The sequence below is a fragment of the Stutzerimonas stutzeri genome (assembly GCF_000952685.1).
In the GTDB taxonomy this organism is placed as follows: domain Bacteria; phylum Pseudomonadota; class Gammaproteobacteria; order Pseudomonadales; family Pseudomonadaceae; genus Stutzerimonas; species Stutzerimonas stutzeri_E.
Map to the genome: position 1 here is coordinate 222,564 of NZ_JYHV01000037.1, position 25,110 is coordinate 247,673.

Annotated in this window: 21 protein-coding genes; 13 read left to right on the plus strand and 8 right to left on the minus strand. The window is 60.2% G+C overall.

The window, feature by feature from the left end:
- Nucleotides 1–98: 98 nt before the first annotated feature.
- From tssI to UF78_RS19700, 4 genes are read left to right on the plus strand one after another with little or no spacing between them, the layout of a single operon-like run.
- Nucleotides 99–2,198 carry a type VI secretion system tip protein VgrG gene (gene tssI, locus UF78_RS19685; RefSeq protein WP_045163906.1) on the plus strand — a complete coding sequence of 700 codons (2,100 nt, stop codon included), beginning with the start codon at nt 99–101 and terminating at the stop codon, nt 2,196–2,198.
- The gene (locus UF78_RS19690) at nt 2,195–3,043 is read left to right on the plus strand and encodes a DUF4123 domain-containing protein (RefSeq protein WP_045163907.1); all 849 of its coding nucleotides are present in this window, start codon (nt 2,195–2,197) and stop codon (nt 3,041–3,043) included. Before tssI ends, UF78_RS19690 begins: the two co-directional genes overlap by 4 nt.
- A 14-nt stretch (nt 3,044–3,057) precedes the next feature.
- The gene (locus UF78_RS19695; RefSeq protein WP_045163908.1) at nt 3,058–6,495 is read left to right on the plus strand and encodes a T6SS effector BTH_I2691 family protein; all 3,438 of its coding nucleotides are present in this window, start codon (nt 3,058–3,060) and stop codon (nt 6,493–6,495) included.
- 7 nt (nt 6,496–6,502) lie between these two features.
- A complete protein-coding gene (locus UF78_RS19700; protein ID WP_045163909.1) occupies nt 6,503–7,276 on the plus strand; it encodes a hypothetical protein in 774 nt (257 codons plus the stop codon).
- A gap of 699 nt (nt 7,277–7,975) precedes the next feature.
- On the opposite strand, the gene UF78_RS19705 is transcribed toward UF78_RS19700, so the two are convergent.
- On the minus strand, nt 7,976–8,692 hold the full coding sequence (locus UF78_RS19705; protein WP_045163910.1) for a UTRA domain-containing protein: 717 nt from the start codon (nt 8,690–8,692) through the stop codon (nt 7,976–7,978).
- A 349-nt stretch (nt 8,693–9,041) separates the two neighbouring features.
- Between UF78_RS19705 and UF78_RS19710 the strand changes: the two genes are divergently transcribed.
- The 6 genes from UF78_RS19710 (at nt 9,042) to UF78_RS19735 (ending at nt 14,476) form a co-directional block, all read left to right on the plus strand.
- Nucleotides 9,042–10,100: an ABC transporter substrate-binding protein gene (locus UF78_RS19710; protein ID WP_045163911.1), complete on the plus strand. Its 1,059-nt coding sequence runs from the start codon at nt 9,042–9,044 to the stop codon at nt 10,098–10,100.
- Nucleotides 10,101–10,217: 117 nt separating this feature from the next.
- Nucleotides 10,218–11,021, plus strand: a complete 804-nt coding sequence (locus tag UF78_RS19715; protein WP_045163912.1) for an alkaline phosphatase family protein — start codon at nt 10,218–10,220, stop codon at nt 11,019–11,021.
- Nucleotides 11,018–11,929, plus strand: coding sequence for an ABC transporter permease (locus UF78_RS19720; RefSeq protein WP_230623707.1), 912 nt, complete (start codon nt 11,018–11,020; stop codon nt 11,927–11,929). Before UF78_RS19715 ends, UF78_RS19720 begins: the two co-directional genes overlap by 4 nt.
- The gene (locus tag UF78_RS19725; RefSeq protein ID WP_045163913.1) at nt 11,916–12,713 is read left to right on the plus strand and encodes an ABC transporter permease; all 798 of its coding nucleotides are present in this window, start codon (nt 11,916–11,918) and stop codon (nt 12,711–12,713) included. The genes UF78_RS19720 and UF78_RS19725 overlap by 14 nt, the downstream gene beginning before the upstream one ends.
- 108 nt (nt 12,714–12,821) lie before the next feature.
- Nucleotides 12,822–13,823 (plus strand): ABC transporter ATP-binding protein, encoded by a 1,002-nt coding sequence (locus tag UF78_RS19730; RefSeq protein WP_045163914.1) that lies wholly within the window; start codon nt 12,822–12,824, stop codon nt 13,821–13,823.
- Nucleotides 13,823–14,476, plus strand: a complete 654-nt coding sequence (locus UF78_RS19735; RefSeq protein ID WP_045163915.1) for an HAD family hydrolase — start codon at nt 13,823–13,825, stop codon at nt 14,474–14,476. The genes UF78_RS19730 and UF78_RS19735 overlap by 1 nt, the downstream gene beginning before the upstream one ends.
- 19 nt (nt 14,477–14,495) lie before the next feature.
- Here UF78_RS19735 and UF78_RS19740 read toward each other — a convergent pair whose 3' ends face one another.
- The 7 genes from UF78_RS19740 to UF78_RS19770 all read right to left on the minus strand — a co-directional run bounded on the left by UF78_RS19740 (nt 14,496) and on the right by UF78_RS19770 (nt 22,243).
- The gene (locus UF78_RS19740; RefSeq protein WP_045163916.1) at nt 14,496–15,692 is read right to left on the minus strand and encodes a hybrid sensor histidine kinase/response regulator; all 1,197 of its coding nucleotides are present in this window, start codon (nt 15,690–15,692) and stop codon (nt 14,496–14,498) included.
- Nucleotides 15,693–15,695: 3 nt separating this feature from the next.
- A complete protein-coding gene (locus UF78_RS19745; protein WP_045163917.1) occupies nt 15,696–16,298 on the minus strand; it encodes a chemotaxis protein CheB in 603 nt (200 codons plus the stop codon).
- Complete coding sequence (locus tag UF78_RS19750; RefSeq protein WP_045163918.1) at nt 16,295–17,113, minus strand: CheR family methyltransferase; 819 nt, start codon at nt 17,111–17,113, stop codon at nt 16,295–16,297. Before UF78_RS19750 ends, UF78_RS19745 begins: the two co-directional genes overlap by 4 nt.
- A gap of 1 nt (nt 17,114) precedes the next feature.
- The gene (locus UF78_RS19755) at nt 17,115–20,624 is read right to left on the minus strand and encodes a response regulator (protein WP_045163919.1); all 3,510 of its coding nucleotides are present in this window, start codon (nt 20,622–20,624) and stop codon (nt 17,115–17,117) included.
- A 207-nt stretch (nt 20,625–20,831) separates the two neighbouring features.
- Nucleotides 20,832–20,990 carry a YqaE/Pmp3 family membrane protein gene (locus UF78_RS22745; protein ID WP_003286662.1) on the minus strand — a complete coding sequence of 53 codons (159 nt, stop codon included), beginning with the start codon at nt 20,988–20,990 and terminating at the stop codon, nt 20,832–20,834.
- 201 nt (nt 20,991–21,191) lie between these two features.
- Complete coding sequence (locus tag UF78_RS19765; RefSeq protein ID WP_045163920.1) at nt 21,192–21,410, minus strand: hypothetical protein; 219 nt, start codon at nt 21,408–21,410, stop codon at nt 21,192–21,194.
- Nucleotides 21,410–22,243: an MBL fold metallo-hydrolase gene (locus tag UF78_RS19770; RefSeq protein ID WP_045163921.1), complete on the minus strand. Its 834-nt coding sequence runs from the start codon at nt 22,241–22,243 to the stop codon at nt 21,410–21,412. The genes UF78_RS19765 and UF78_RS19770 overlap by 1 nt, the downstream gene beginning before the upstream one ends.
- A 210-nt stretch (nt 22,244–22,453) precedes the next feature.
- On the opposite strand from UF78_RS19770, the gene UF78_RS19775 reads away from it, so the two are divergent.
- Genes UF78_RS19775 through UF78_RS19785 form a run of 3 tightly spaced genes read left to right on the plus strand, consistent with a single transcriptional unit; the run spans nt 22,454 to nt 25,107 of the window.
- A complete protein-coding gene (locus UF78_RS19775) occupies nt 22,454–23,833 on the plus strand; it encodes an NfeD family protein (protein ID WP_045163922.1) in 1,380 nt (459 codons plus the stop codon).
- A 3-nt stretch (nt 23,834–23,836) separates the two neighbouring features.
- Nucleotides 23,837–24,598 (plus strand): slipin family protein, encoded by a 762-nt coding sequence (locus UF78_RS19780; protein ID WP_045163923.1) that lies wholly within the window; start codon nt 23,837–23,839, stop codon nt 24,596–24,598.
- A gap of 8 nt (nt 24,599–24,606) precedes the next feature.
- The gene (locus tag UF78_RS19785; RefSeq protein ID WP_045163924.1) at nt 24,607–25,107 is read left to right on the plus strand and encodes an LEA type 2 family protein; all 501 of its coding nucleotides are present in this window, start codon (nt 24,607–24,609) and stop codon (nt 25,105–25,107) included.
- Nucleotides 25,108–25,110: the final 3 nt, after the last annotated feature.

Genomic DNA, 25,110 nt, shown 5'->3' on the forward strand with positions numbered 1-25,110 from the left:
TGCGCGACCCAGCGCACCGCAACGCCGTCGATGCGTGGTACATCAAACCCCCGCATGCGCCCTGGCGCACACCATGGACGGATCCAGGAGGAACAAGGATGTTCGCCCCCGCCAATCAAAAGCACTTTTCCCTGCACATCGAAGGCATCGAGCATGACTTTCAAGTGCTCGAATTCAGCGGTAAAGAAGCCATCAGCCAGCCCTACCGCTTCGAACTGGAGCTGGTCAGCGAGCGTCCGGATCTAGATCTCGAAAGCCTGCTTCAGCAGTCCGCGTTCCTGACATTCGCCAGGGATGGTGGCGGCATCCACGGCCAGGTCTATCGCGCCGCCCAAGGCGAGTCCGGCGAACGCCTGACGCGCTACCAGCTGATCATTGTCCCGAGGCTTGCCTATCTGGCGCACCGGACCAACCAGCGCATCTTCCAGCACCTCTCGGTGCCGCGGATCATTGCCCAGGTCCTGGAGGAGCACGGCATTCTCGCCGGCGACAGTCATCGTTTCGACCTCGGTCCGGTGATCTACCCCGAGCGAGACTATTGCGTTCAATACGACGAAACCGATCTGCACTTCATCCAGCGCCTCTGCGAGGAAGAAGGTATTCACTACCATTTCCGACACAGCGAATCCGGCCATATGCTGGTCTTCGGCGACGACCAGACGGTATTTCCCAGCCTTGCGCCGGCCGCGTATCAGCAGGACAGCGGCCTGGTCGCCGACGAGCCGGTAATCAAGCGCTTCGGGGTACGCATCGAAACCCGTACCGGCCGCGTCACCCGCCGTGATTACGATTTCGAAAAGCCACGTCTGACGATGGAGGCGGCGGTTCAGAGCGGCACTCAGCCCGACCTCGAGGACTACGACTACCCAGGGCGCTTCGTCGATCGCGAGCGTGGCAAACACCTGTCCCGCCGCGCCTTGGAACGCCACCGCCACGATTTCGAACTGGCCGAGGGCGATAGCGATCAGCCGAAGCTGGTCAGCGGCCACTTCCTCTCACTCAGCGATCATCCGCGCGGTGACTGGAATCAGCTATGGCTGCTCACCGAAATTCATCACGAAGGCAAACAACCGCAGGTACTGGAGGAGTCGGTCGCCAACGCGTCCAGCCTGCACGTTCCGACCCACTCTCCCCTCCGGGACGAAGGCTGCGGTGAAGGGGCTCTTGCCAGCACCGATTTCTACCAAGGCTATCGCAACCATTTCACCGCCACGCCGTGGGCCGTCCCATTCCGCCCCGCTCTCAACCACCCCAAGCCACGCATCCTTGGCAGCCAGAGTGCGGTTGTCACCGGGCCAGCCGGTGAAGAGATTCACTGCGACGAATACGGTCGAGTAAGGGTGCAATTCTTCTGGGATCGCCACGGGCAAGCCGACGACAAAACCAGCTGCTGGCTGCGCGTTTCATCGAGCTGGGCCGGCGACCATTACGGCGGTATCGCCATTCCCCGCGTTGGCATGGAAGTACTGATCACCTTCCTTGAGGGTGATCCCGACCAGCCACTGATCACCGGCTGTCTCTACCACAAAGAGAATGCGGTTCCCTACGACCTGCCTGCGAACAAGACCCGCAGCGTCTTCAAAACCCTCAGCAGTCCAGGTGGCAACGGCTACAACGAACTGCGCATCGAAGACCGCAAGGGCGCCGAGCAGATCTACCTCCACGCCCAACGCGACTGGGACGAAAACATTGAGCACGACCAGAAAATCCGCATCGGCCACGAACGCCATGACACCGTCGAAGCCAACAGCTACAGCGAATTCCGCGCCGAAGAACACCGCACCACCCATGGCGATCGCCGCAGCGAAGTCAAAGCCAACGACCACCTGACCGTGGGCAACAACCAACACGTGAAGATCGGCACCGGCCAATTCATCGAAGCCGGCAACGAAATCCACCTCTCCAGCGGCCTCAAAGTCGTCCTCGAAGCAGGCAGCGAACTGACCTTCAGGGCCGCCGGTAGCTTTATCAAGCTCGACGGCAGCGGCATCACCATGGTCGGGCCGGTGATCAGGATGAACTCTGGCGGCAGTCCGGGTAAGGGGTCGGGGGCTGCGCCGGTCCAGCCGGGCGCGGTGAAATCGGCGGATGCGGATAAGGCAGGCGAGCTCCTAGTGCCTGCGCAGCGCCAAGCTTTATTACGAGCCTCTCCACGCTGTGAGATCTGCGAGCGAGCCAACCAGGAGGCCGGGGCATGAGCCGAGACTTCTTGCTCGTAGATGGTGTGCTCCGCCAGGACGCTCTGCAATGGCTTTATGCAGCAGGCGAGCATATCGAGGTCATTCCACTTTACAACGGCACCCGCTGGGACGGCGTCAAAGAAATCGGCCCAATTCTGGTAGGGCTAGATACGCATTCATCATTGCTCAATGAATGGCAACACAACCCTCTTCTTCAGCGTCAGGCCAGCAGGCTACAGAGTTCGGCACCGCTGAACGATGTCGCCGATCACCTGAGCCAGTACATCACCGTCACGGACGACTTTGGTAGCTACAGCCTCTTCCGTTTCGCTGACCCACTGGTGACCTCTTACTGGTTGAACAGCTATCCCTCGTCCGCTTATCAAAGTCTGTTGGGCCCCATCGGTGAATGGCTCGTTCCACTATCCCCTCCAAGGTGGGCGCCCTCGGTAGCAGTCGAATGGCACTCCTATCGTCCGCAACCACACAGTCCGACATTAGAGGGCAAACTCAACCACCTCGCCGATGACCAGGTTCAGGCCCTAGAACAGGCTTATCGGCGAAGCTTCAAGGAACGCCTCTACGACTGGTTGAACGAAGACTATCCACAAACCTTATCAAGCCTTGCCGAACAAGAGCGAGATCTATGGTTGGAACAGCGTCTGCTAGATGCCGAAGCCTGGGGGCTGGTCAATGAACAGAGTATTGCGATCTGGGTCGAGCGCTGCGCCTGCTGGGGAGACGACTTCGCCACACGCCTCGATAGCCCCTACCAAGCTTGGCTAGCCAAGGTGCCAGACGCCCAGGAACTGCCTCCAGAGCGACGTATTCAAGCTCTGGATGAAGATTGCCTTACCGGCTAAAGGAACGGATTTCCATGAGCACGACAACTTCCGACAAAACGCTGCAACAAGCCAAACGCAATCAGGCCTTCGAGGACAAGCCCGCCAATGCGAACGGTCAGTGCCCGTTGAAAGCGGGTGAAATTGCAATCCATCCCGTTCGCTATGCGATAGATGAGTCACCGGCACGCGGCAGTGCCCAAGGTCCAAACCCGCTGCCAAAAGGCTGGTCCAGCAGCAACCTGCCGAAGCTCAAGACGCGTAGTTATACCCTGCGTCAGCTCCGTGACGGCTGGCTTTATGTGTGGAATGAAACTGATCGCACCCTTCACGAATATCAGGTGAAGGGCCACCAATTCATCCGCCATCAATGGGGTAGTGCACAGCTGGGCAAGGATGAGCGAAACAACCCCGGTGACAGCCAACCTTATCTGCTTTACCCAAAGCGCAGCCGCCTACTCATTGCCTACGCCCCCGTGCAGTGGACCTGGCGCCTGTGCGAAAAAATGCGCAGCAACCCCCAGGAGCAAAAGCGCTGGATGCGCGCACTGGACTTGCCGCAATACTGTACCCAGATGCAGGCAGCACATGCCGCTCCTATCCGCGAAATAGGCAGCGCGGTCGCCGATATCCTGGCAGGAGGAGAAGCCCCGACCTTCAAGAGCTGTCTTGTAGCAGCGAACAACGATGATACGTCCCGCCCCTGCAAAAAGCCGATCGACCAGGCTCTCATACTCGGCAGCGTACCCGATCAGGACAGTGCCCTCTTCGTTGCTCTGGACGATCCCATGGCCATCGTCGATGACCTGGCCATGAATCTGCAGGGCCGCTGGCTGGAACTGGCAGCAGCAGACAAACAGCACGCCAACAAGATCAATAGCGCTACGCTCATTCAGGGGCTTTGCGGCGTCAAACTAGACCCCTTCATGCCCAAATCGGTATCGACTAACCCAAGCCGCAAGCAAGCTTTCATCAAAGACGCTCACAGCCTGCTCGATAGCGAAGCGCAGCTACTCAATCACGGCGGCAGTGACGCGACCCTGACACTCAAATCGCTGCAAGTGCAGCGGGTTCAACAGCAATTTCGCACGAATTGGGGTAACCCACCGTCGGGGCCTAAATGGCGCGCACTGGTAGAGGAATGGCAGCAGAAAAAGACCTGGCGCGAGGACGTTCGCTTCGATGAGGCCTGGAGTTATCTGCAAGAGCGCGCCGATGAAATGGAGCGCCTCAATACCCACATCCAACGCAGCGAAAGCGACCTGCTCGCCTGGCTGAAAAGCCTCAGTCCGAAAGCGGAAGAGGTTTTCTATGACCCCTGCCATCCTCAGCAATCGACCGATCTGCTGGACACCATGGCCAATCTGTACGAGCAGTTGGGCGCGAGCGACACGGGCAAGCAATGGCTCTGCGAGCAGTACGGCAAACCCACTACGCTGGCAGGCCTGGCGCTGTTCAATTTCAGCGCCGAGCTTTCCGCGCTGATCGACAAGATCTCCGCCAATTTCACCACCTACGGCACCATCGACAACCAAGGTCGGCAGGGCGACGGTAGCGGCCAGGCTCACGGCGGACTCTCCGACATCACTAGCGAAGTCAGCCGTGCCAACGAGGTGAAATCGGTACTTGACCTGCCGAGCGTACAAGCCAGCAACCTGTACAAGGACCTTTCCGAACCCGGCAAGCATGCCTTCGAGACCTTGCGCAACGTAGTGGGGCAAAAAGCCAAGGACAGCTGGAACCTGATGGCCTTTGTTCTGTTGCCGGCCTTGAGCACGAAATTTGCGCCCAAGGTTCGAATCTTTGCCTTCAGCGTCACCCAGGTCTTGGTCTCTACGGAAATCTCCACGCAGACGCGTTTGATTCTGGATGCCGAGTTCGCGAAGAAGAACCGTCAATGGCAGATGCAGGTTGCCCAGCTCGAAAAGAACATCAAGGGCCTGCAACGCACTCTTTCTCTACCCGGTAAAGGCCCCGACAAACGCTCGGCGCGCATACAGTTGCTCGGGCTGGAACAAAAGCGCGAGACGCTGAACCTGCAACGGCCTAATGAGGTAATCGGTAGCGTCGTCACCGAAACCAGGATCACCAAGGTACAAACCCGCCAAGTAGCCATGTGGCTTGCGACACTGGGCCAGTCAGAGCTGCTCGATCAGTTGCAGCTCAAAGCAAAAAACTCGGCAAGCTATGCAGCCCGCAGCCGTCAGTGGATGAACCAGGAGCTCGGCGGCAGCCTGCCTGTGCTGGTCGCAGGGCTGAATGTCTGGAACTTTATCAATAGCCTGGACAAGGCACGCAATGATGGCATTTTCAGTGAGGATGAGCTGCGCACGGTCGGCGCCAATGCCGCCTATACCGCCAACGCACTGATGGCACTCTGGACGGTGCCGGCGTGGAACAAATGGGCCAAGCTTGAAAAAACAATTGGCCGAAATACCACTCAACTTGCAAAAGCAGGTGTAAGGGCTTGGCTTAAAACGGGTGAAGTTGAAGCCTCATTGCTGGCTCGGCAGCTCGTCTTACGTACTATGGGTATGGCAGCATTCGGCGCTATCGCCGCGGGGGTAGAGGCCTGGCAGGTTTCCAAAGATGTTAGCAACGCAACCAGCCCTGAAGAGAAATATGCTCAAAGCACAAAACTGGTTGCATTGATATTTATGTCGTCAGTAGCTGGCGTCCAACTAGTTGGCAGTGCTTTGGGCTTCTGGTTCGGTTTTGCCTGGGTCATGTCCAACCCGGTGACCATCATCATCGCGTTACTTGGCGTGATCTACCTGATCGCCAGCATGATCGCCAACCAATACAAGCGCGAGGGTCTACGGCTCTGGCTGTATCGCAGCAGTTGGGGCAAATCCCCCACCTGGACACACAGTGACGAGCATCATAAGGAGGAACTGCGCACCCTGAAGGAAATCTGCCTACGCCCCAGCCTGGCGGCTCGCGCCTCCACCTTGCCATACTACGGGCGTGGCCCACGCATCTATACCGGTTTCTGGCTACAGCTCCTGCTACCGTCCGAACTGGCGGGAACAACCGTAAAACTGCAACCGGCCATGGTCGACAGCGGCTGGTTTTCCGATAGCCTGATGCAAGGCATGGCAGACAAGTTCTACGACCAGTTCCTCGAAGGCTACTGGGCGCCCATCGACCAATTTGGTCAACCTCCCGCGCAGCGTCCCAGCGGACCGCTGCCAGGCGACACCCTCTACCCCGAGGGCACACAGCACCGCCTCTGGCAAACCTGGGTTGCTTACCAGCGCTCCCCCATGCTGGAGCTGGAAGTTCGCTACCCGGAGCAAATTCTGGAAAGCACTAACGGCCAAGGCTATATGTTCCGCGTGGATATAGGCAGCTCATCCTCCGAGGCGAATCTGAAAAGCGATGCGCTCAGCAAGGAACCCAATAGCGATATGGTTCTCTCTTCACAAAGCACCCGCTTGCTCTCCTTGCAGGTACCACATACGAGTAAATGATTTATTTATGAGCAGTACATTGAGAAAATTCTTACAGGCTCTTCCCTGGAATCAGCCCATCGAGCTTCCAGCACACCACCAGTGGAAGCACGCCAACCAACGTGCCTTACTGGAATGGAGGATCAAGGCGCGCCCTTACAACACAACCGTCGCCAATGGGATGTTTGCCTTCCTATTATGCACAACTCTAATCTTTAGTTACTTTTTACTCTATAAAAATGCAAGCTTCGAGCTAATTGAAACTACCTTTATTGCAGTACCAGGTTTTTTTCTTTTCTTCTTAGCTTTATATGGCACAACGCATCAAAAAACAAAATTCGCTTATCGCCTGACCGAAACAGGTATAGAACTCTGCGAGTGGAAAGCACTAGGTAAAGGCTGGATGATCGCCTTGAAATGGCTGACGATTATCGCCGCTATCGCCGTTCTATTCGTTGTCGCACTTGACCCATCGGCCTTTTGGGTAGCACTCGCCGGGCCTGGCGGCATGGGCTTGCTTTATCTAGGCCTAGCTAACTCAAAGCAATTCCAAGAAATGCACAGTCTCTACAGACACAATGTATTTACCTGGGACGAAATAAAGCACATTTACATAGACAAATCACGTCACCTAATCAGCTTGGAATATGAGTGGCTCAACGAGAATCTCAACAAGACACTGCCGTGGTGGACATATATTTTCTGTCACAAAAAAGGCTTTGAAACCACTACTGAAATCATACTTTCAAAAAACACAGACACCCCACACACACGTAAAAAAATAGAAGTCTTGCAGTTTTAAAAAATTAATAGAAATCCAATACCGATATGGCGCTATTTTCACAAAACACCTGCCTGTTCCCTTTGTAGGTGCCACATACGAGTGAATGATTGCTTATGAGTAGTCCCTTGAACAAACTTATCCAGACTCTTCCCTGGAGCGCAGCCCATAGAACTTCCAGACGACCATCGGTGGAAACATGCTAATCAACATGCGTTGCTAGAGCGGGGCCAAGCTGGATGCCAATGCGGCATTGCCGCATAGCATCCGCAGCGCCACCACCCTGGTGCGTATCGAGAGCAACCTGCCGGGGCTGGTCGCGCAACTGGGTAGCCTCAACCTCAAGAGCGAGGTTCGCCTGCGCACCACCACTCGACCTCCAGCCACGGCGGCAACGTCGAGAGCTCGCGGGTCGGCTCCGTCACCAGGCCCGTGGCCCAGCGACCCTGGCCCAACGCCCTGCAGCTCTATTTCAATACGCCAGCTGATGGCTCAGCATGTGGCGTACGTCGATTAACGGACCTGCCGCAAGATCAGAAAACGAACATGAGCGATAGCTACTACGCCAGCACCGCCAGCGACCGTCGTGGATCTGGAGAAGACCGTAGCCAGAAGGCCGGCACCTCCATGCCATTCCCAAGGGCAATGACTCCGATGCCCGTCCCAACAGCGCGCCGATATCGAGCCCAGCGAGACAGACCAGCGAATCGGCATTCGCCTTCACTCCGGCACTTCCACACACACATGAATCGCATCATGCCGCCAGTACTCCACATCGCAATCGATCAACCGATCATGCTGGTCGCGGTTGAGGCGGGTGATGCGCAGGGCGGGGCTGCCGGGGGCGGTGCGCAGGGTCGTGGCGGCTTCGGGGTGCAGGGCGGTGGGGACCATGTCGAAGCGGACGCGGCCGTAGTGGATGCCATATTCGCTGGCATACAGCTCGGTTAGCGAGCAGGTCAGATCATAGTCGAGGATGCCTGGGAAGTAGCTGGGGTTCAGATAGTGTTCGACGTAGAGCACCAGACGACCATCGATGCGTCGGGCGCGGCGGATCTGGATGACGCCGGACAGCGCAGGCAATCCCAGTCGGGCGCAAATTTCCGCTGCGGCGGGCACCAACCGGGCGGACAAGATCTCGGTTGCCGGGAGCCTACCCTGCTCATGGACCATAGCGTGGAAGTGGCTACGTACCAGCGGGTTGTAGGCGATCCGAGGCGGTGAAACGAACCAGCCACGGCGATCCTCCCGATAGATCAAACCCTGCGACTCGAGCTGGCCCAGCGCCTCTCGCAGCGTGATGCGCGTGGTATCGAAGAGCTCGCTGAGTTTGCGCTCGGATGGCAGCTGCCCGCCAGGCTGCAGCAATCCGTGGGCGATCTGCTCCTGCAAGGACCGACAGATTGCCGTAACCGCCCGCGGTGCCTCGTCACGCATCACTTTCTCCTCAACTGGACTAGTCCAGCACTAGAACAGAGCGCTTGCTCTCGCATTTTGCAACCGCAAACGCTTTGCAGGTTAGGCAAGCCAAATGACTGCCGCGTGACATTGGTACGGAAAGCGGGTCCCACAACGGTTGTTTTTGGCCCATCCAAGCGTATCGGCGGATTTCGATAGAGCCACGCCACGCAAGGTTCCCAGCCTGAGCTAGGCTTGCTACGGCACTCCTGTCGCGGTGTCGCCCCCGAGAGGCGGCGGCGGAGGCATCGACATCAAAATGTCATTTGCGCCCCCTAGATTGGCTTCAGTCTTGCTGACCTAGACCAACCTGCGAAAGGAGCTTCTGATGAAACGACTGCTGCTGGCTTCACTGCTGGGATCAGCGATCGCCCTGGCGACATCGGCGAACGCTGCACAAACGGACCTGAAAGACCTCGAAGAGGCGGCTCGCGCGGAAGCTGAGGTCAACAGCGTCGGCATGCCGGACAGCTGGGCCAACTGGAAAGACACTTGGCAGGACCTGGAGAAGACGTACGGCCTCAAGCACATGGACACCGACATGAGTTCGGCCCAAGAGATCGCCAAGTTCGCCGCTGAGAAAGACAACGCCACCGCCGACATCGGCGATGTCGGCGCGGCGTTCGGACCGATCGCCGTGCAGCAGGGCGTTACCCAGCCATATAAGCCGAGCACCTGGGAGCAGATCCCGGACTGGGCAAAGGACAAGGACGGTCACTGGATGCTGGCCTACACCGGTTCGATCGCCTTCATCATCAACAAGCAGCTGGTCGACAAGGCGCCAACCTCCTGGGCCGAGCTCAAAGATGGCGAGTACAAGGTCGCCATCGGTGACGTCAGTGCCGCCGCGCAGGCGGTGAATGGCGTGCTGGCGGCTGCCATCGCCAACGGCGGCGACGAGACGAACATCCAGCCGGGCCTGGACTATTTTGCCGAGATCGCCAAGCAGGGCCGCTTATCCTTGTCGAACCCGACCATCCAGACGCTGGAGCGCGGCGAAGTGGAAGTGGGCGTGGTCTGGGACTTCAATGGCCTGTCGTACCGCGACCAGATCGACCCGAGCCGTTTCGAAGTGCTGATTCCCTCCGATGGTTCGGTCATTTCCGGCTACACGACCATCATCAACAAATGGGCCAAGCACCCCAACGCCGCCAAGCTGGCACGCGAGTACATCCTCTCCGACGCCGGGCAGATCAACCTCGCCAAGGGCAATGCGCGACCGATTCGGGCCGAGCATCTGACCTTGCCCGCCGAGGTGCAGGCCAAGCTGCTGCCGAACGAGCAGTACGCCAAGGTTAAGCCCATCAAGAACGCCGAAGCCTGGGAAGCGACCTCCAAGGCGTTGCCGCAGCAGTGGCAGGAAAACGTGATCATCGAAATGGAGTGACCGGTTGCGGTGGGCTTGGATCGGAGGCGTCCCGCTCTAGCCACCCGCACGCGGGCGGTGGGCTGAAGCGGAGCTCCGCCCGACCCACCTACGACCGCCCTCAACAAGGAACGCGCCATGGGCAAAGCCATTCTCGTCATTCTCGATGGCCTCAACTACCAGGTCGCCGAGCACGCGCTCGGTCATCTGCAGGCGTACTGCATGGCCGGGCGCGGTGCGCTGTACCGGCTGCACTGCGAGCTACCGGCGCTATCCCGGCCGCTATATGAATGCATCCTCACCGGCGTGCCGCCGATCGATAGCGGTATCGTGCACAACGAGGTGGTGCGCTTATCCAACGAACACAGCATTTTCCACCATGCCCGTGATGCCGGGCTGAGCACAGCAGCTGCGGCCTACCATTGGGTCAGCGAACTCTATAATCGCACGCCCTTCCAGGCGGCACGCGACCGCCACAGCGACACCCCGGAGCGGCCCATCCAGCACGGACACTTCTACTACGAAGACCACTATCCGGACTCGCATCTGTTCGCCGATGCTGAAAGCCTGCGCTTACGACACAACCCGGACTTTTTGCTGGTGCATCCGATGAACATCGACGACGCCGGCCACAAGCACGGCCTGGATTCGTCTCAATACCGCAACGCCGCGCGCCGCGCTGATGTTCTGCTGGCCGAGTATCTGCAACGCTGGCTGGATGACGGCTATCAGGTGTTGGTCACCGCCGACCACGGCATGAACAACGATCGCTCCCATAACGGACTGCTACCAGAGGAACGCGAGGTCCCGCTGTTCGTGCTGGGTTCGGCATTCAGCCTCGACCCCACTGCTCGACCGAAACAGACTGAACTCTGCGGCACGCTGTGCGAACTGCTCGGCGTTGCCCATGACAAACCGCTGTGCCGGGAGCTGCTGAAATGACCGCGCCGCTTGAGAACAACCTCAAGACCGCCGCCATCCGCGACAGCGCGGCGCCGACGGTCGCCAGTCACAGGTCTCCAGGCAGTAAACGCCTGGCGCTGCTTTGCCTGCTGCCTTTCGCCGCGTTCTTCTTCGCCTTCCAGATCGCCCCGCTGCTGTGGGTGACGGTCAACAGCCTGCATACGGCTGATGGCTGGGGCCTGGCCAATTTCCAGAAGATCTTTGGTTCGAAGTTCTATCTGCAAGCCATCAAGCACAGTTTGCAGATCGCCTTCTGGTCGAGCCTTTTCGGCATAGTCATCGCGATTCTCGGCAGTTATTCCTTGCGTCAGGTCGACTCCAAACTACGCGACTTCGTCATGGCCTTTTCCAACATGACCAGCAACTTTGCCGGCGTGCCGCTGGCGTTTGCCTTTGTCATCCTGCTCGGTTTCAACGGGGCGCTGACGATCCTCCTGAAGCAGGCCGGAATCATCGAGGACTTCAACCTCTACTCCAAAACCGGCCTGATCGTGCTCTACACCTACTTCCAGATTCCGCTGGGCGTGTTGCTGCTCTACCCCGCATTCGACGCGCTGCGCGAGGACTGGCGCGAGTCGGCTTCCTTGCTAGGCGCCGGTACCTGGAGCTACTGGCGCTACATCGGCCTGCCGGTGCTTACCCCAGCGCTGCTCGGCACCTTCGTCATCCTGCTGGCCAATGCGCTGGGGGCCTATGCCACGGTCTACTACCTCACTACGGGCAACTTCAACGTGTTGCCGATCCGAATCGCGGCGATGATTTCCGGCGATATCTCCCTCGATCCGAACATGGCCAGCGCATTGTCTATGGTGCTGGTCGGGCTGATGGGCGTGATTACCGTGGCGCATCAGGTGCTGCTCAAGAGGAGTTACCATGCGAGCCGCTGAAGCCAAACGTGGCGCGCTGTATCACCGCACAGTGGTCTGGCTGCTGTTTCTTATCCTGCTGTTACCACTGGCTGCGACCTTCCTCTATTCGATTTCCAGCAGCTGGTCGGCGACCATCCTGCCGGACGGCTTGACCTTTGACTGGTATTTACAACTGTGGAGTGACGAACGCTTCCTGCGGGCGTTCGCTCAATCACTGCTGGTCTGCTTTGGTGCGCTGGCTTTGGCGGTGGTGCTGATCCTGCCGCTGCTGTTCGTCGTGCATTACCACTTCCCGAAACTCGACGGGCTGATGAACATCCTGATCCTGCTGCCCTTCGCGGTGCCGCCGGTAGTGTCCTCGGTCGGGCTGCTGCAGCTTTATGGCTCGGGGCCGCTGGCGATGGTCGGCACACCCTGGATCCTGATCGGCGCCTACTTCACCATCGCGCTGCCGTTCATGTACCGCGCCATCAGCAACAACCTGCAGGCGATCAACCTGCGCGACCTGATGGACGCCGCCCACCTGCTTGGCGCCAGCACCTGGAAGGCGGCGTTCCTTGTCGTGCTGCCAAACCTGCGCAAGGGACTGATGGTGTCGCTGTTCCTGTCGTTCTCGTTTCTGTTCGGCGAATTCGTGTTCGCCAATCTGCTGGTGGGCACGCGCTACGAAACCCTACAGGTGTACCTGAACAACATGAAAAACAGCAGCGGCCACTTCAACAGTGCGCTGGTGATTTCCTACTTTTTCTTCGTGCTGGTGTTCACTTGGGCGGCGACCCGGCTGAACCGAGACAGGTCCTGACGATTTACGAAACGCCCGGCACGACGGCTTCGTAGAGCCGTGGGCTGACGCGGAACGCCACCCGATCCATTTTGACCACTGCAGCGGCTTTTTAGACAGGAACATCCCATGAGTTACCTTTCCATCCGCAGCCTGCACAAAGCCTTTGGCGACACCCAGGTCTTCAGCGATATCGATTGCGAAGTCGCCAAGGGCGAGCTGATCACGCTGCTCGGTCCGTCTGGCTGCGGCAAGTCCACGCTGCTGCGCTGCATCGCTGGGCTCACCGAAGTCGACGGCGGACAGATCCTGCTGGACGGGGAGGATCTGGTGCCGCTTTCACCGCAGAAGCGCCAGATCGGCATGGTGTTCCAGAGCTACGCGCTGTTCCCCAACATGACGGTCGAGCAGAACGTCGCGTTCGGCCTGCGCATGCAGAAGGTCGCCAGAGACGAAAGCGCCCGGCGGGTAAACGAGGTGTTGGCAATGGTCGAGCTCGGCGAGTTTGCCCGACGCTACCCCAGCCAGCTCTCGGGCGGGCAATGCCAGCGTGTGGCACTGGCACGCTCATTGGTCACACGTCCCCGCCTACTGCTGCTCGACGAACCCTTGTCGGCGCTCGATGCGCGCATCCGCAAGCATCTGCGTGAACAGATCCGTGCAATTCAGAAAGAGTTGGGGCTGACTACCATCTTCGTCACCCACGATCAGGAAGAAGCGTTGACCCTCTCGGATCGCATCCTGTTGATGAACGCCGGGCGGATCGTCCAGAGCGCCGACGCCGAGACGCTCTACACATCACCGGTGGATGCCTTTGCGGCGGGCTTCATCGGTAACTACAACCTGCTCGCGGCAGACGTGGCCTCACGACTACTGCAGCGTCCGATCAGTGCTCAGGTGGCGATCCGCCCGGAGGCCATCGCTCTCGTCAATGCAGCCGAGGGTAGCGACGGGATCGCGGCCGTGATCAGAAGCCACAGTCTGCTCGGCAATGTGATCCGCTATCGGGTCGAAGCGCGTGGCGTCGAGCTATTGGTGGACGTGCTCAATCGCTCCGCCTCCGATCTTCATCCCCACGGTCGCCAGGTAGGCCTTACCATCGACGCTTCCGCAATTCACGAGGTGGCTTGATGGCACTGGCGATATTCGACCTGGACGAAACGTTGATAGACGGCGACTGCGCCAGCCTCTGGTCGCAGGAAATGGCCAAGATCGGCTGGGTGGACGCTGAATCCTTCCTGCGCAAGGACGCCGAATTGATGGCCGAGTACGCGTTCGGCCGGCTGGCGATGGAGGACTACATGGCGTTCAGCCTGGCACCGCTGGTGGGCCGCACCGCCGAAGAGGTCGCCCATGTGGTCGGGCCGTTCGTCGAGGACGTGATCGAACCGCTGATCTACAGCGATGCTATGCGCCATATCGCCGAGCATCGCAAAGCCGGTGACCGCATTCTGGTGATATCCGCTTCAGCGGAATTTCTCGTCGGAGCCGTCGCCGAACGGCTCGGTATCGACGAGGTGCTGGCGATCCAACTGGAGGAGCAGCACGGCTTCTACAGCGGCAATACACGGGGGGTTCTGACTTACCGTGAGGGCAAGGTGGCACGGCTACGCGAGTGGGCCGACGCGGCCGGCGAATCGCTGGACGGCGCGCATTTTTACTCCGACTCGATCAACGACCTGCCGCTGCTCGAGCAGGTGGCGCATCCCTACGTAGTGAACCCCGACCCGCTGCTGCGCGAGCAAGCCGAGGCCAGGGGCTGGCCGCAACTAACCTGGCGCTGAAAGGCCGGCCGGGGCCGCCTCAGGCCTCGGCGTTCAGCGGCAGCAGGACGCGAAACAGCGCGCCCTTGCCCTCTTCGCTTTCCACTTGAATGCGACCGTCGTGCGCCTTGACGATCTGCTCGGCGATGAACAATCCAAGCCCGAGCCCGGCACTGCTCTCGCTGCCTTCGGCGCGCTCGAACTGGCAGAAGATTCGTTCGAGACTGTTCTGGCTGATGCCGATGCCCTGGTCGCGCACTTCAATACAGGCAGTCGTCGGGCTGGCGCTAACGTTGACCTGCACCGGCTTGCCTGCACCGTAGCGCATCGCATTGGTCAGGAGGTTCGCCAGCACCTGCTCGATACGAAACTCGTCCCAAACTCCGATGATCGGCTCCGGGCGCTGGAACAGCAGCGTGCAGCCACTGGCCTCCATTTGCGGCGCGAAGTTCTCCACGACGCTGGCGGTCAGCTTGCCCAGATCGACGCGGCTGGGGCGGATCGACAGCTTTCCGGTGCGGATCCGTGACACATCGAGCATGTCGTCGATCAGGCGGATCAGGCTTTGAATCTGCCGCTCGTCCTTGTCGACCATCTGCCGCAGCTTGTCTTCAGTGAAGGCAGCGAGATTGTTTCGGCCAAGCTGCAGCTTGCGCAGTTGGACCTCGAGAATCAGCGTGTTAAGCGGCGTTTTCAGCTCGTGGGAAACGATCGACATGAAGTCATCGCGCATGCGCACCGCGTCTTCCAGTTCAGCTTTGGTGCTGCGCAGTTCGTTGAGCAGCACCTCCTGCTCCCGGCGGCTGAGCTCGAGCGCTTCGAGTTGACGCGCCATTCGCTTGCGATTGCGATAGAGATCGACGAACACGCTGACCTTGCTGCGCACCGCATGGGTATCGAGAGGCTTGTGCATGAAATCCACCGCACCGCTCTCGTAGCCCTTGAAGGCGTAATTCAATTCGCGACCCGCGGCGCTGACGAAAACGATGGGGATGTGCTTGGTGCGCTCAGTACCACGCATCAGCTCTGCCAGCTGGAAGCCGTCCATGCCAGGCATCTGGACGTCGAGAATGGCCAACGCGAACTCATGCTGCAACAGCAGCTCGAGCGCTTGCTCCGCCGATTCAGCCTGATGAACGCGAACGCCCGGACTCCTGAGAATGGCATCCAGCGCCAGCAGGTTTTCCGGCAAATCATCGACGATCAGCAGGTTCGCTTCATCGGTGTGGTCAGGCATGGGTCACTCCAGTTCGCGCAACAAATTATGGATATCGCGCAAGGGCAAGATGTAATCCGGCGCAAAGCGCTGGAGTGCGGAAAGCGGCATGGTCGGAACCTCGGCTTCCTCGGGATCCTGAACGATGGTGACGCCGCCGGAGCGCCTGATCGCCTCCAGGCCGGCAGCGCCATCTTCATTGGCGCCGGTCAGCAGGATGCCGGCGACGCGATCGCCCCAGGCATCGGCGGCCGACTCGAACAGCACGTCGATCGAGGGACGAGAAAAATGAACCGCATCGTCCTGGCTGAGCGACAGGGACAGATCCGCTTCGACCAGCAAATGGTAACCAGGCGCCGCGAAGTACAGGGTCCCACCGCGCACCACTTCTTTGTCATCCGCTTCCTTGACCCGCAGTGCCGTCTTTCGCCGGAAGATTTCAGCCAATTGAGTCGGCCCGCTCGGCGGCACGTGTTGGACCATCAACAGCGGCTGGCGCAGATCGCTCGTCAGCCCTTCGACCAACATACTCAACGCGGCCAGACCACCCGCGGAGGCGCCGATCACCACGGCATCGATGCGCCGGGCCAGGGGATTGGTTGAAGTGTCGATGACCCTGAGTTTCATAGCTTGCGGAAGATCCTTTCCTGCTTGTCGAACGCTTCGTAGCGTCCAGCGTAGCCGGAGAATTCCACGGTTTCCTTGCTGCCCAGCCCGAGAAAACCGCGGTGACACAGAGAATCGTGAAACAGGCCAAAGGCTCGATCCTGCAATGGTTTGTTGAAGTAGATCAGGACATTGCGGCAGGAAACCAGTTGGGTTTCGGCAAACACACTGTCCGTCGCCAGGCTATGATCGGCAAAAGTCACCTTTTCTTTCAATGACTTATCCATGATCGCCGAATCATAGGCTGCAGTGTAGTAGCTACTGAGGCTGTGTTTTCCCCCGGCACGCTGGTAGTTCTCGGTGTACTGACGCATGTCGCCGATATCGAAAATACCCCGGCGCGCCTGCTCCAGCGAACGCGGATTGATATCGGTAGCGTAGAGAATGGTGCGCTCGAGCAAGCCCTCTTCCTTGAGCAGGATCGCCATCGAGTAGACCTCTTCCCCAGTGCTGCAACCTGCGATCCAGATCTTCAACGACGGATAGGTACGCAGCACCGGCACCACATGCTCGCGCAGCGCCAGGAAATAACTCGGATCGCGAAACATCTCGCTCACCGGGATGGTGAGAAATTGCAGCAGCTCCATGAACGTCTGCGGATCATAGAGGATTCTGTGCTGCAGCTCCGAAATGCTATCGCAGCGCATTTGCTTCAGCGCCAAGAGTATCCGGCGCTTGAGTGAGGCGCCGGAATAATCGCGGAAGTCGTAGCTGTAGCGCAGATAGATCGCATCGATCAGCAGCTTCAGCTCGATGGCCTGGGAGCGTTCGGGCATGTCACAGCAGCTCCACTTTAGGCAACCAGACGCGAATCAACGAGAACAGGCGATCGAGATCGATGGGTTTGGCCAGGTAATCATTGGCACCGGCGACCAGGCAACGGTCCTGGTCGTCCTTCATGGCCTTGGCGGTCACCGCGATCATCGGCAGCTTGGCAAAGCGCGAATCCTTGCGGATTTCCTGCATAGCAGTGAAGCCGTCCATCTCGGGCATCATGATGTCCATCAGCACCAGGTCGATGTCATCGACGCTCTGCAACTGCGCGATGGCTTCGTGACCGTTGCGGGCGATCTCGATCAGCGCACCCTTCTGCTCCAGCGCACTGGTCAGCGCGAAGACGTTGCGCACGTCATCATCGACCACCAGGATCTTGCGGCCCTCGAAGGCTTTTTCACGGCTGCGCACGCTCTTGAGCATCTTCTGCCGCTCTGGTGGCATGTCCGACTCGACCTTGTGCAGGAACAGCGTGACCTCGTCGAGCAGCCGCTCCGGCGAGCGCGCACCCTTGATGATGATCGAGCGCGAATACTTCATCAGCGCGGCTTCCTCGTCGCGCGTCAGGTTGCGCCCGGTGTAGACGATGACCGGTGGAAAAGAACAGATTTCCTCGCGTGCCATGCGTTCGAGCAGCTCGTAACCATCCATGTCAGGCAGCTTGAGGTCGATGATCATGCAGTCGAAAACGGTGGAGCGCAGCAGCTCAAGGGCCTGCTCGCCGAATTCCACCGCGGTGATTTCGACGTCGATGTCCTCGATCAGCCGCGACACGCTTTCGCGCTGCCGGGCATCGTCCTCGACCAACAGGATGCGCTTCACTTTCTGCGCCAACTTCGCGTCCAGCCGGCTGAAGACCTGCTTGAGATCGTCTCGGCTGGTCGGCTTGACCGCGTAGCCGATCGCCCCCATTTGCAGGGCAGCCTCCTTGCGGTCCTCGACGGAGACGATATGCACCGGGATATGCCGCGTGATGGGATCTTCCTTGAGACGCTCGAGCACGGTCAGGCCGGAATGGTCGGGCAGTCGCATGTCCAGCAGGATGGCATCGGGGCGATACTCCACGGCGGTGTCGAAACCGGCATCGGCGCTTTGCGCGATCAGGCAGCTGTACTTCAGCTCGTGTGCGAGGTCGCGCAGGATGCAGGCAAAATGCGGATCGTCTTCGATGACCAGCACCGAGCGCTCGCTGAACGGTGCTCTGTTGCGATCGTCAGCCAGCGTCGGTACCGACGGTTCGCCTAGCCATGCCGGTGCGGCCGCCAGCGCTGTGGACTGGGGCTGGGCCGCAGCGGCGGTCGACTCCGGCAGAGACGGAGGCGGCAACCGCGTCGTTGACTCATCGGCAACGGGCTCGCTGTAGTGCTCCGGGACGATCAGAGTAAACACGCTGCCGGCACCTGGTTCGCTGTGCACTTCGATGGTGCCGCCCAGCAGTTGAGCCAGCTCGCGGGAAATCGACAACCCCAGGCCGGTCCCACCGTAACGCCGATTGGTGGTGCCGTCCGCCTGGCGGAACGCTTCGAAGATCACCGCCTGCTGGTCCTTGGCGATACCGATACCTGAATCCTGCACAGCGAAGGCGAGCTGACGATCGTCATGCCGCGTCACGCGCAGGGTGACCGAGCCTTTTTCGGTGAATTTGAAGGCATTCGCCATCAGGTTCTTGAGCACCTGTTCGAGCCGCTGACGATCGGTATAGAGGCTGGCCGGCAGGCCATCGCCCAGCTCGACGTCGAACTGCAGCGATTTGTCCAGCGCCTGGGCGAGGAACAGACTCTTCAGCCCGTCGACCATTCGCGCCAGGATGACCAGCTCAGGACGCACGTCGAGCTTGCCGGCCTCGACCTTGGCGATATCGAGGATATCGTTGATCAGGTTGAGCAGATCGTTGCCGGCCGAGTAGATGGAACGGGCGAACTGCACCTGGTCGTCGCGCAGGTTGCCTTCGGGGTTGTCGGCCAGCAGCTTGGCGAGAATCAGCGAGCTGTTCAGCGGCGTACGTAATTCATGGGACATGTTGGCCAGGAATTCCGACTTGTAACGGCTGGCGCGTTGCAATTCGTCAGCACGTTCCTCAAGCATCAGCTGGACTTCATGCAGACGCTGATTCTTCAGATCCATCTCGTCACGCTGCCGCGCAAGCTCCAGAGCCTGCTCGGCGAGCTGCTCGTTGGTCTGTTCCAGCTCGGCCTGCTGTTCTTCCATGTGTGCTTGCGATTCGCGTAACGCGCTCGATTGTTCTTCGAGTTCCTCATTGGCGGCGCGCAGTTCTTCCTGCTGCACCTGCAACTCCTCGTTGAGCTGCTGGGTTTCGGCCAGGGCTCGCTGCAGCCGCTGACGATAGCGCGCGGCTTCGATGGCCGAGCCGATGCTGCCGCTGACGCGCCGCAGCAACTCGTTGTCGTCATCTCGCAACGGCCGCAGGAAACCAATCTCCAACACCGCATTGAGCATGCCGCTGTCTTCCACCGGAACGATCAGCACGGACCTGGCATCGGTGCTGCCCAGCGCCGAGCTGACCTTCAGGTACCCAGCCGGCAAGCTGTCCAGGCCCATCATCCGACGTTCCAGCGCCACCTGCCCCACCAACCCCTCGCCGAGCACCAGGGTGCGATCGCTGTGCAGCTTGTCCTTGTCCCAGCCGAACTCCGCGATCCGCTGCAGCTTGCCGTCCTGAACGACGTAAAGCGCCCCGACGGCCACGTCGAGGTAGCGTGCGAGAAAACTGAGAATGTTCTGCCCCAGGGTCGTCAACCCTTGCTCGCCGAGCATCGACTCGCTGAGCAGCGTCTGGCCGGTGCGATACCAGGCCTGCTGTTCCAACGCCGCGGCATGCGCCTGCTGTTGCTCGAGCGATTGCGCATAGCTATCCGACAGGCTGAGCAGATCGCGCCGCCCGAAGTAAACCAGCAGACCGCTGAATATCAGGCTAAACAGCAGAAAACCGCCGATCAGCGCGGTGGTGACCAACTCTGCGGTATCGGTGCGTTCGGCGCGAACCTGTCGTTCATAGGCGATAAAATCGTTGAGCAGTCTCCGCTGCTCTCGCTTGAGTTCCAGTCCGCGCTGGCTTCGCACGTAGTCCAAGACCGGCTCGTTCCGCGCGCGACGGGTGATCGCCTCCTCGGCGAACCCGACCCACTGGTCATGCAGCTCCTCGACGCGTTTGATACGTCCCAGCTGCACCGGATCATCTTCTGCGTATCGCCTGATCTTCCGGAGCTGGTCTCCGAATGCCGGTAATTCGCTGCGGTAGGGCTCGAGAAAAATCTCCTCGCCGGCCACGAGATAGCCGCGCATCGAGGCTTCCAGCTCGCCGATCGATTTCAGCATCTCATGGGCGTAGGACACACCCAGCACCGAGCGCTCTACCCAATGACTGACGTTCAACAGGAAATAGACGATGACGCTGAAAAAAAACGCACTGAGGAAACCGAACCCGAGGGGAACCGCCACGTTGCGGTTGAGGATGCGCCTGAAGTGGTTCTGATCGATGAAAGAGTTGCCCATCTGGTTCCTTCCCAGGTGCTGCGCAGCGGCAGTGACCCACGGCAGCGCGGGAGCTGCGTCGCAGAAACGAACGCTCCGATCCCGTCAAGTTCAAAGTGATTCGCGTGAGATAGCCTCACGCACGCGGTCGACCGTGGACTTTACACCGCCCCGCTTACAAGCACAAAAAGCCCGGCTGAATGGCCGGGCTTTGTACCAACGTCCGACTCAGCGTCGCGCGATGATCCACACTGCGTGAATGATCCCTGGGATGTAACCCAGCAGGGTCAGCAGGATATTCAGCCAGAAGGCGCCCGCGAAGCCGACTTGTAGAAACACCCCCAGCGGAGGCAGCAGTATCGCGAAGATGATTCGGATCAGGTCCATCATGGTCCCCTAAGGTCTGGTTCTGGCTTAACGCCTACTGTGAATCGACCCGATCGAACCCTGGGGGTTCCTTTGGCGTTGGCGTGCCAACCGGCCAATAAAGGCACCGAATTAAGCGGCGACCGAAGCGGACAGGCAGGCAGCAGGCGTCGAAACCGGTGGCGCGTCTGTATCGCCGCGAGCGCATTCGCCATCGGCCCGCTAATGGTCGGCCGGGGGTGAGCCGGGTCGCGCACCGCGCTTGCGCCGGATGTTGATCCACGACAGCACCGCCAAAGCGAGCATCAGACCGGCCATATTGAAATGCCCCACCAGCAAATAACCCAGCCCGGCCAGCGAGCAGGCCACCAGGCCGATCCAGCGTACATAGCCCATCATGGCGCGCACCGCCCCGCCGGTGCGGTCGTCTTGCGGCGACATCAGCGCCCTCCCGCATGCATGCGCTCGAACTCTTTGGCATCGTGGCTGCAGAACAGCGTTACCTCACCCTTGTGCTCCATTGACAAGGTCCAGAGGCGATGCTGGTTGGCCAGGCGCGCCGGACGATCCACCTCCATCATGCGTTGATACAAGCGCAGTCCCGGCGTGCAATGACGCTCGTTCTGGCCCACTTCGTCGCGGTAGAAGTAGGCGTCGCCGGCGTGCAGCAACCAACCGTCGCCGCTCTGCAGTGCGACGCCCGCATGTCCATGTGTGTGCCCCGTCAGCGGGATCAGCAGAATCTCCGGAGGAAGCCCGCGCAGCTCCCTGACGGCCTGAAAGCCGAACCAACTGTCGCCTCCCGGCTGATAGAACTGCCAGTTGCGCACCGCGTCCCACTGGCGCTGACGATAACGTTGGTGACCAATGAAACTATGGGTGCCACGCGCCGCGTCGATTTCCCGCTGCAACACATGAACCTGCGCCTCAGGGAAATCCTCCAGCCCGCCGGCGTGATCGAAATCCAGGTGAGTCAGGAGAATGTGGCGGACATCTTCAGGGGCGAAGCCCAGTTGGCGAACCTGCTCCAGTGCCGTTAAACGACGCTCGAACTTGATGTTGTTGAGCGCAATGAAGAAAGAACTGAGTCGCTTGCGCGGCTCCAACACATCGCAGTTGCCGAAGCCGGTATCGACCAGTACCAGCCCGTGCCGCTCGGTCTCGATCAACAGGCAGTGGCACACCAGACTGGCCGTCAGTCCAGGGCTGAAACCGTCAAACAGGCGCCCACCCAGCGGACACATGCAGCCACAGTTGAGATGATGAATACGCATGGATACTCCTCAATGGCGAGCCGACAGGATATTTCGTGCGCAACGACCTTCTGAATTGTGAGGCCCGATAGCGCGATAGAGTTCAGGCCGTTTCCATCCGGCCGGTAAATGATCGGCTACGCGACAGGAGCCCCGCGCCAGCTGAACTATCCTCTTTGGTGCTGCCGCGATCACTGTCATGACAATCGCCGCCCACGGAGGATCACGCCCATGCGCCACCGCCGCTTCGACCACCTGGCTAGGCTGCTGTCGCTGCTGCTGATCTCGTGGCTGGGATGCACCGGCACGGCGCTGGCTGCAGCGCCAGTCACCGTCCTGCGAGTCGATGGGGTCATCGGGCCGGCCAGTGCCGACTACCTCATCAGGGGCATCCAGCGCGCAGCGCAAACCAATGCGCAGCTGTTGGTGCTGCAGCTCGACACGCCGGGCGGCCTGGACAGCTCGATGCGCGCGATCATCAAGGAAATTCTCGCCAGCCCCGTGCCCATCGCCACCCATGTCACGCCCAGCGGCGCGCGCGCGGCCAGTGCCGGGACCTACATGCTCTACGCCAGCCATGTCGCCGCGATGAGTCCGGGCACCAACCTCGGCGCTGCCACGCCCGTGCAGATTGGCGGCACGCCGGGCGCGCCCCCCGAGAAAAAACCCGACGCGGCCCCAGCGGGGGCCGAGCACGGCGACGCCATGAGCCGCAAACAGGTCAACGATGCCGCTGCTTACATTCGCGGCCTGGCGCAATTGCGCGAACGCAACGCCGAGTGGGCCGAGCAAGCGGTGCGCGAAGCAGTCAGCCTGTCGGCCAACGAAGCACTGAAGCTCAAGGTGGTCGACTACTTGGTGACCGATCTCTCGGACCTGCTTGCCCAACTCGATGGCAAGACCCTTCGGACCGGTGCAGGAGAGCGAACGCTGCACACCGCCAACGCCACGCTCGACCGCTACGATCCGGACTGGCGCGTGCGCCTGCTGGCGGTGATCACCAACCCCAGCGTGGCACTGATCCTGATGATGATCGGTATCTACGGCCTGATATTCGAGTTTTCCAACCCGGGCACCGGCGGTGGCGGTGTGGTCGGCGGTATCTGCCTGCTGCTGGCGTTGTACTCGCTGCAACTGCTGCCGGTGAACTACGCCGGCGTGGCACTGATTCTGCTGGGATTGGGCTTCATGGTTGCCGAGGCCTTCATACCCAGTTTCGGCGTGCTCGGTCTGGGTGGCGTGGCCGCCTTCGTCACCGGCGCGGTGATCCTGTTCGACACCGACGTGCCGGGCTACGGTATTCCCCTGGCCTTGATCGGTACGCTGGCAGCACTCAGTGCGCTGCTGCTGTTCGCCATCGTCAGCATGGCGCTCAAGGCACGTCGGCAACGCCTGGTCAGTGGTGACGCCGAGCTGGTCGGCAGCCTGGCGCCGGTGACCCGAATCGAAACGAACGACCCCGCCTGCGGCTGGGTGCAGCTGCAGGGCGAACACTGGCAGGTGGTGAGCCCCTCGCCCCTGCACCTGGGTCAGCAGGTCCGCGTCGTGGCCAGACGCGGGTTGCAACTGGACGTCACTGCGGCCGACGCGCCGCCCATCGAGAAGAGGTGAATCATGGGTTTTGAAATGAGCTTCATAGCGGTGCTGGTGCTACTGATCGCATTGCTGGCATCAGCCTTTCGTATCCTGCGTGAATACGAACGTGGCGTGGTATTCCAGCTGGGCCGCTTCTGGAGAGTCAAAGGGCCCGGGCTGATTCTGGTCATCCCGGGCATTCAACAAATGGTGCGGGTCGATCTGCGCACGCTGGTACTGGACGTACCGACCCAGGACGTGATCTCCCGCGATAACGTGTCGGTGAAGGTCAACGCCGTGGTCTATTACCGGGTACTGGACGCCGAAAAAGCCATCATTCAGGTCGAGGATTATCATTCGGCCACCAGTCAGTTGGCCCAGACCACCCTGCGGGCGGTGTTGGGCAAGCATGATCTGGACGACATGCTGGCCGAGCGCGAGCAGCTCAACAACGACATCCAGCAGGTGCTCGACGCCCAGACCGACGCCTGGGGGATCAAGGTCGCCAACGTCGAGATCAAGCATGTGGACCTCGACGAGTCGATGATCCGCGCCATCGCGCGCCAGGCCGAAGCGGAACGCGAGCGGCGCGCCAAGGTCATTCATGCAGAGGGCGAATTGCAGGCATCGGAGAAACTGATGCAGGCGGCCGAGATGCTCGGCCGCCAGCCCGGTGCGATGCAGCTGCGCTACATGCAGACGTTGAGCAACATCGCAGGCGACAAGAACTCGACGATCGTCTTCCCGCTGCCCATGGAGTTGCTGCAGGGCCTGGGCAGCCTCACCAGGAAATCCGAGTAGAGCGCCTTATGCACATACACCGAGCGATACCCGCTGTCTCTTTGTTATCCACGCTCCTATTGGTACTGAGCCTGGCCGGCTGCGCGGCCTTCGGCCAGCGCGATCCGCTGAACGTCCAGGTCGCCGGCATCCAGCCCCTGCCGGGCGAAGGGCTGGAGCTGCGCATGGAGGTCAAGCTGCGAATACAGAACCCCAACGACATGGCGCTCGATTACAACGGGGTCGCGCTCGATCTGGACGTCAACGGCCGGCGTCTGGCCAGCGGCGTCAGCGACGCGAGCGGCAGCGTGCCGCGCTTCGGCGAAGCCGTGCTGGGCGTGCCGGTGACGGTTTCCGCCTTCTCGGCGGCGCGCCAAGCGTTGGGGCTGGCCGAGAACATCGGCATGAACGAAGTGCCCTACGTGCTGCGCGGCAAGCTGGCCGGTGGGTTGTTCGGCACGCAGCGCTTCGTCGAGAAGGGCACGTTGGATCTGTCCCCGGCGGTAACTTCGCCCTATCGCCGGCCTTGAGTC

What these genes read in the sequence shown, in the direction of transcription:
- UF78_RS19735 (WP_045163915.1), top strand. Translation starts at nt 13,823, where the DNA reads ATGGCACTGGCGATATTCGACCTGGACGAAACGTTGATAGACGGCGAC.
- UF78_RS19710 (WP_045163911.1), top strand. Translation starts at nt 9,042, where the DNA reads ATGAAACGACTGCTGCTGGCTTCACTGCTGGGATCAGCGATCGCCCTG.
- UF78_RS19695 (WP_045163908.1), top strand. Translation starts at nt 3,058, where the DNA reads ATGAGCACGACAACTTCCGACAAAACGCTGCAACAAGCCAAACGCAAT.
- UF78_RS19770 (WP_045163921.1), bottom strand. Translation starts at nt 22,243, where the DNA reads ATGCGTATTCATCATCTCAACTGTGGCTGCATGTGTCCGCTGGGTGGG.
- UF78_RS22745 (WP_003286662.1), bottom strand. Translation starts at nt 20,990, where the DNA reads ATGGACCTGATCCGAATCATCTTCGCGATACTGCTGCCTCCGCTGGGG.
- UF78_RS19750 (WP_045163918.1), bottom strand. Translation starts at nt 17,113, where the DNA reads ATGCCCGAACGCTCCCAGGCCATCGAGCTGAAGCTGCTGATCGATGCG.
- UF78_RS19745 (WP_045163917.1), bottom strand. Translation starts at nt 16,298, where the DNA reads ATGAAACTCAGGGTCATCGACACTTCAACCAATCCCCTGGCCCGGCGC.
- UF78_RS19785 (WP_045163924.1), top strand. Translation starts at nt 24,607, where the DNA reads ATGCACATACACCGAGCGATACCCGCTGTCTCTTTGTTATCCACGCTC.
- UF78_RS19740 (WP_045163916.1), bottom strand. Translation starts at nt 15,692, where the DNA reads ATGCCTGACCACACCGATGAAGCGAACCTGCTGATCGTCGATGATTTG.
- UF78_RS19690 (WP_045163907.1), top strand. Translation starts at nt 2,195, where the DNA reads ATGAGCCGAGACTTCTTGCTCGTAGATGGTGTGCTCCGCCAGGACGCT.
- UF78_RS19780 (WP_045163923.1), top strand. Translation starts at nt 23,837, where the DNA reads ATGGGTTTTGAAATGAGCTTCATAGCGGTGCTGGTGCTACTGATCGCA.
- UF78_RS19715 (WP_045163912.1), top strand. Translation starts at nt 10,218, where the DNA reads ATGGGCAAAGCCATTCTCGTCATTCTCGATGGCCTCAACTACCAGGTC.
- UF78_RS19725 (WP_045163913.1), top strand. Translation starts at nt 11,916, where the DNA reads ATGCGAGCCGCTGAAGCCAAACGTGGCGCGCTGTATCACCGCACAGTG.
- UF78_RS19705 (WP_045163910.1), bottom strand. Translation starts at nt 8,692, where the DNA reads ATGCGTGACGAGGCACCGCGGGCGGTTACGGCAATCTGTCGGTCCTTG.
- UF78_RS19755 (WP_045163919.1), bottom strand. Translation starts at nt 20,624, where the DNA reads ATGGGCAACTCTTTCATCGATCAGAACCACTTCAGGCGCATCCTCAAC.
- UF78_RS19700 (WP_045163909.1), top strand. Translation starts at nt 6,503, where the DNA reads ATGAGCAGTACATTGAGAAAATTCTTACAGGCTCTTCCCTGGAATCAG.
- tssI (WP_045163906.1), top strand. Translation starts at nt 99, where the DNA reads ATGTTCGCCCCCGCCAATCAAAAGCACTTTTCCCTGCACATCGAAGGC.
- UF78_RS19765 (WP_045163920.1), bottom strand. Translation starts at nt 21,410, where the DNA reads ATGTCGCCGCAAGACGACCGCACCGGCGGGGCGGTGCGCGCCATGATG.
- UF78_RS19730 (WP_045163914.1), top strand. Translation starts at nt 12,822, where the DNA reads ATGAGTTACCTTTCCATCCGCAGCCTGCACAAAGCCTTTGGCGACACC.
- UF78_RS19775 (WP_045163922.1), top strand. Translation starts at nt 22,454, where the DNA reads ATGCGCCACCGCCGCTTCGACCACCTGGCTAGGCTGCTGTCGCTGCTG.
- UF78_RS19720 (WP_230623707.1), top strand. Translation starts at nt 11,018, where the DNA reads ATGACCGCGCCGCTTGAGAACAACCTCAAGACCGCCGCCATCCGCGAC.